Below are 4,006 nucleotides of genomic sequence, written 5' to 3'. Positions count from 1 at the left end.
TGGGGACCTCACCCTTACCAAGGGTGCGCTCTACCAACTGAGCCATATCAGCACGTCTGGAGCGGGCAGCGGGAATCGAACCCGCATCATCAGCTTGGAAGGCTGAGGTAATAGCCATTATACGATGCCCGCATCCTGAAACTCGGCTACCCAGTTCTTTCTGTAATACTAAAGAGACTGCTCTCTGTAGTATTGAGCTGATTAGTTTACCCAACCAACTCCGGCTACGCAAAGCGTCGCCAGAAAGTGGTGGTGGGGGAAGGATTCGAACCTTCGAAGTCGATGACGGCAGATTTACAGTCTGCTCCCTTTGGCCGCTCGGGAACCCCACCCAAATTGTTATGGTGCCGACTACCGGAATCGAACTGGTGACCTACTGATTACAAGTCAGTTGCTCTACCTACTGAGCTAAGTCGGCATCAAGTAGCGCGCATTCTAGGGAGAGGAGCGAGTTCATGCAACTAAAAATTTGCATAAAACGTTCTCTTGCTCACATTTTGTGCTCTTACGCGAAAAAACGGTGTAATTTCAAACAGCGGAGTGCAAATAATCGCCAGCAAACAGCACAGCAGGCGCGGTTTCGGTCATCCACGTTTACCCGGAACGTATGCTGACCGCAGACTGAAAGGCAACAGGCCGTTAGCACAATCCTGTTAGCAAAGGCCATGCTTTGCAAAGCATAAGAAACTTATTCCTCTCTTGTGACGCTGGCGCGAGAAAGCAGCATTCAATGAGTTTTTTTCTTATTATTCCCGGCAATCTGGTGTTACCCTCCTGCCCATTGTCCTGATTAACTCGTGTGAAGCATCGCCGTTTCAACGTATTCGGTGATGGTAAGAACATGCTTATGAGCCAAAAAGAGCAGACGTTAATGACACCGTACCTACAATTTAACCGCCACCAATGGGCTGCACTTCGTGATTCTGTCCCGATGACGTTAACCGAGGAAGAAATCACGCGGTTAAAAGGCATCAACGAAGATCTCTCTCTGGAAGAGGTTGCTGAGATCTATTTGCCGCTGTCGCGTTTGCTCAACTTCTATATTAGTTCTAACCTGCGTCGTCAGGCGGTTCTCGAACAATTTCTTGGCACCAACGGTCAGCGAATTCCCTATATAATCAGCATAGCTGGCAGCGTTGCGGTAGGTAAAAGCACCACCGCCCGTGTACTGCAGGCCTTGCTTAGCCGTTGGCCTGAGCATCGCCATGTCGAACTCATTACCACTGACGGATTTTTGCACCCTAACTCGGTTTTGAAAGAACGTGGGTTAATGAAGAAGAAAGGCTTTCCGCAATCTTATGATATGCATCGGCTGGTGAAGTTTGTCTCCGATCTCAAATCAGGAGTACCACAGGCAACTGCACCGGTTTATTCCCATCTAATTTATGATGTTATTCCCGACGGCGATAAAACTGTCGCGCAACCGGATATTCTCATTCTTGAAGGACTGAATGTTCTGCAAAGTGGGATGGATTATCCACACGATCCGCATCATGTATTCGTATCGGATTTTGTCGACTTTTCTATTTATGTCGATGCCCCGGAAGAATTATTGAAAAGCTGGTATATCAACCGCTTTCTTAAATTCCGGGAAGGAGCATTTACCGACCCGGATTCTTATTTCCATAATTACGCCAAGCTGTCGAAGGAAGAAGCGGTGGATATTGCCACCTCGCTATGGAATGAGATTAACCTAATGAATCTCAAGGAAAACATCCTTCCAACCCGCGAGCGCGCCAGCCTGATTATGACCAAGAGCGCCAATCATTCCGTTAATCAGGTACGCTTACGGAAATAAAGCAAAGGGAGCCGAAGCTCCCTTTTTTATTCTGCGCTGCGCAATGATATTTCACCACCGACCCAGGCTTTTATCACACCATCCTGCTCCAGCAATAGCGCCCCCTGGGCGTCAATACCGCGGGAAATGCCATAAATTTCTTTATCACCGATAATCAGTTTTACCGGACGATGAATAAAGTTATCCAGTTTTTCCCAGCGCGGCAGATAAGGAGCCAACCCTTCCTGCTCGAACAGCTCCAGCCCCAGGCGCAGCTCTTTAATCAGGCGCGCGGCGAGGAGGTTACGATCGATGACCACCCCTGCTTCCTGAAGGCTGATCCAACCCTGATTGACGACATCAGACTCCACGCGACGCATCACAAGGTTGATACCCGCGCCGCTGACGATTTGTGCGGCATCGCCCGTTTTTCCCGTCAGTTCCACGAGGATCCCTGACAGCTTACGATCCTGCAGATAAATATCGTTCGGCCATTTCACGCGAACCTGTTCGGCCCCGAATTGCTGCAGCACTTCAGCGATCACAATACCGATCACCAGGCTTAGGCCAATAGCCGCTGCCGGGCCCTGCTCCAGACGCCAGTACATTGAGAGATAGAGATTCGCGCCAAAGGGGGAAAACCATTTTCTGCCTCGTCGACCCCGCCCTGCCTGCTGATATTCAGCCACGCAGGCATCGCCGGACGTCAGCTCATCCAGTCTGTCCAGCAAATACTGGTTAGTGGAGTCGATTACCGGAAGGACAGTCACTCGGCCATGCTCTATCTGTTGGGAGATCTTTTTCTCATCCAAAAGATGAATAGGCTCTGGCAGGCTGTAACCCTTGCCCGGTACGGTAAACACATCAACGCCCCAGTCGCGTAAAGTCTGGATATGCTTATTAATCGCCGCCCGGCTCATGCCTAACTGCTCGCCAAGCTGTTCACCTGAGTGAAACTCACCATCAGCAAGGATAGAAATTAGCGTTAAAGGGATAGTATGGTCTTTCACGCAATGCTCTCCTCTGCGTTGACTTCACCATGCGTTCCAATGAAGCGCACCTCGGGTTGAAGCCATACATTGAATTTCGCACCCACCTGCTGGCGAACGTAATGGGCAAGCTTTATCACATCCTCACTGGTCGCTTGATCTTCATTAATCAGTACCAGCGCCTGCTGTCGATGCACGGCCGCGCCGCCGATGCGTTGTCCTTTGAGCTGACATTGATCGATTAGCCAGCCAGCGGCCAGCTTGACGCTGCCGTTTGCCTGCGGATAGTGCGGTGCATGAGGAAACTGCGCCAGCAGCGCTTCAGCAACCTGAGCGCTGACGATCGGGTTCTTAAAAAAGCTGCCAGCATTACCGTTAATCTTTGGATCCGGCAATTTAGTCATTCGCATATGACAGACCGCATCGAATACCTGCTGCGGGGTGACCGTCTGCGGATCGAGACGTGTTAAATCACCGTAGCTCAGCACCGGTCGCCACGCTTTCTCTAACGCCAGGCCAATCGCGACGATGGCGTAGCGGTCCTGATATTCATGTTTAAAGATGCTGTCGCGATAGCCGAAACGGCATTCCGCTGCGGAAAGGCGTTGTTTACGTCCCGTTTCCAGCTCGATGCAGTCAACATATTCGCAAACCCGCTGCAATTCGACGCCGTAAGCGCCAATATTCTGGATAGGCGAAGATCCTGCGCAACCAGGGATTAATGCCAGATTTTCCAGACCAGGCATCGCATGCTGTAGCGTGAACTGCACCAGTTGATGCCAGTTTTCGCCGGCGCCGACGTGCAAGCGCCAGGCATCCGGGGTTTCGCTCACCTCGATCCCCATAATTCGGTTGAGGATCACCATACCGGCATAGTCGTTCAGAAACAGGACGTTACTGCCTTCCCCAAGGATTAGCGTGGGTTCGCCAGCCGCGACAGCGGTTTGCCAGGCGCTTAATAACTGTTGTTCAGTTTCGGCGCGTACTATCGTATTGGCGGATCGCTCAATGCCAAAGGTATTCCAGGGTTTGAGGGAGTGGTTCATAGTGGCTTCCTGATGCAAAATCGGCGTTAGTTTACCGTATCTGGCGGGGGAAGGCTTGCCTGATTACAGAGGCAATAATATTGCGGGGCGCTAACGGTGGTGATGTGGTGTACCGGTCCGGGCAACAGAACCCGCAAGGTCCGTAGCCCCGGTAAGCGCAGCGCCACCGGGGGAGGCATACCCCACACAGCAAA

At 51.5% G+C, this 4,006-nt stretch carries 3 protein-coding genes and 3 tRNA genes; 1 reads left to right on the top strand and 5 read right to left on the bottom strand.

Annotation, left to right across the window (positions count from 1 at the left end; genetic code table 11):
• Positions 1-57: 57 nt before the first annotated feature.
• From ABLU95_RS21445 to ABLU95_RS21435, 3 genes are all read right to left on the bottom strand, one after another.
• Positions 58-132 (bottom strand) — tRNA-Gly (locus ABLU95_RS21445).
• A gap of 115 nt (positions 133-247) precedes the next feature.
• Positions 248-332, bottom strand: a tRNA-Tyr gene (locus tag ABLU95_RS21440).
• Between the two features lie 10 nt (positions 333-342).
• A tRNA-Thr gene (locus ABLU95_RS21435) sits at positions 343-418 on the bottom strand.
• Positions 419-847: 429 nt separating this feature from the next.
• Between ABLU95_RS21435 and coaA the strand changes: the two genes are divergently transcribed.
• Positions 848-1,798, top strand: a complete 951-nt coding sequence (gene coaA / locus ABLU95_RS21430; RefSeq protein WP_032429237.1) for a type I pantothenate kinase — start codon at positions 848-850, stop codon at positions 1,796-1,798.
• Positions 1,799-1,824: 26 nt separating this feature from the next.
• Here the strand turns inward: coaA and birA are convergent, their stop codons facing one another.
• Positions 1,825-2,787 (bottom strand): bifunctional biotin--[acetyl-CoA-carboxylase] ligase/biotin operon repressor BirA, encoded by a 963-nt coding sequence (birA, locus tag ABLU95_RS21425; RefSeq protein ID WP_080901933.1) that lies wholly within the window; start codon positions 2,785-2,787, stop codon positions 1,825-1,827.
• Positions 2,784-3,812, bottom strand: a complete 1,029-nt coding sequence (gene murB, locus ABLU95_RS21420) for a UDP-N-acetylmuramate dehydrogenase (protein WP_218810465.1) — start codon at positions 3,810-3,812, stop codon at positions 2,784-2,786. Before murB ends, birA begins: the two co-directional genes overlap by 4 nt.
• Positions 3,813-4,006: the final 194 nt, after the last annotated feature.

It is taken from the genome of Klebsiella sp. GG_Kp146 (assembly GCF_040061975.1).
GTDB lineage: Bacteria > Pseudomonadota > Gammaproteobacteria > Enterobacterales > Enterobacteriaceae > Klebsiella > Klebsiella quasipneumoniae.
This window is presented reverse-complemented; position numbering and strand designations above follow the sequence as displayed.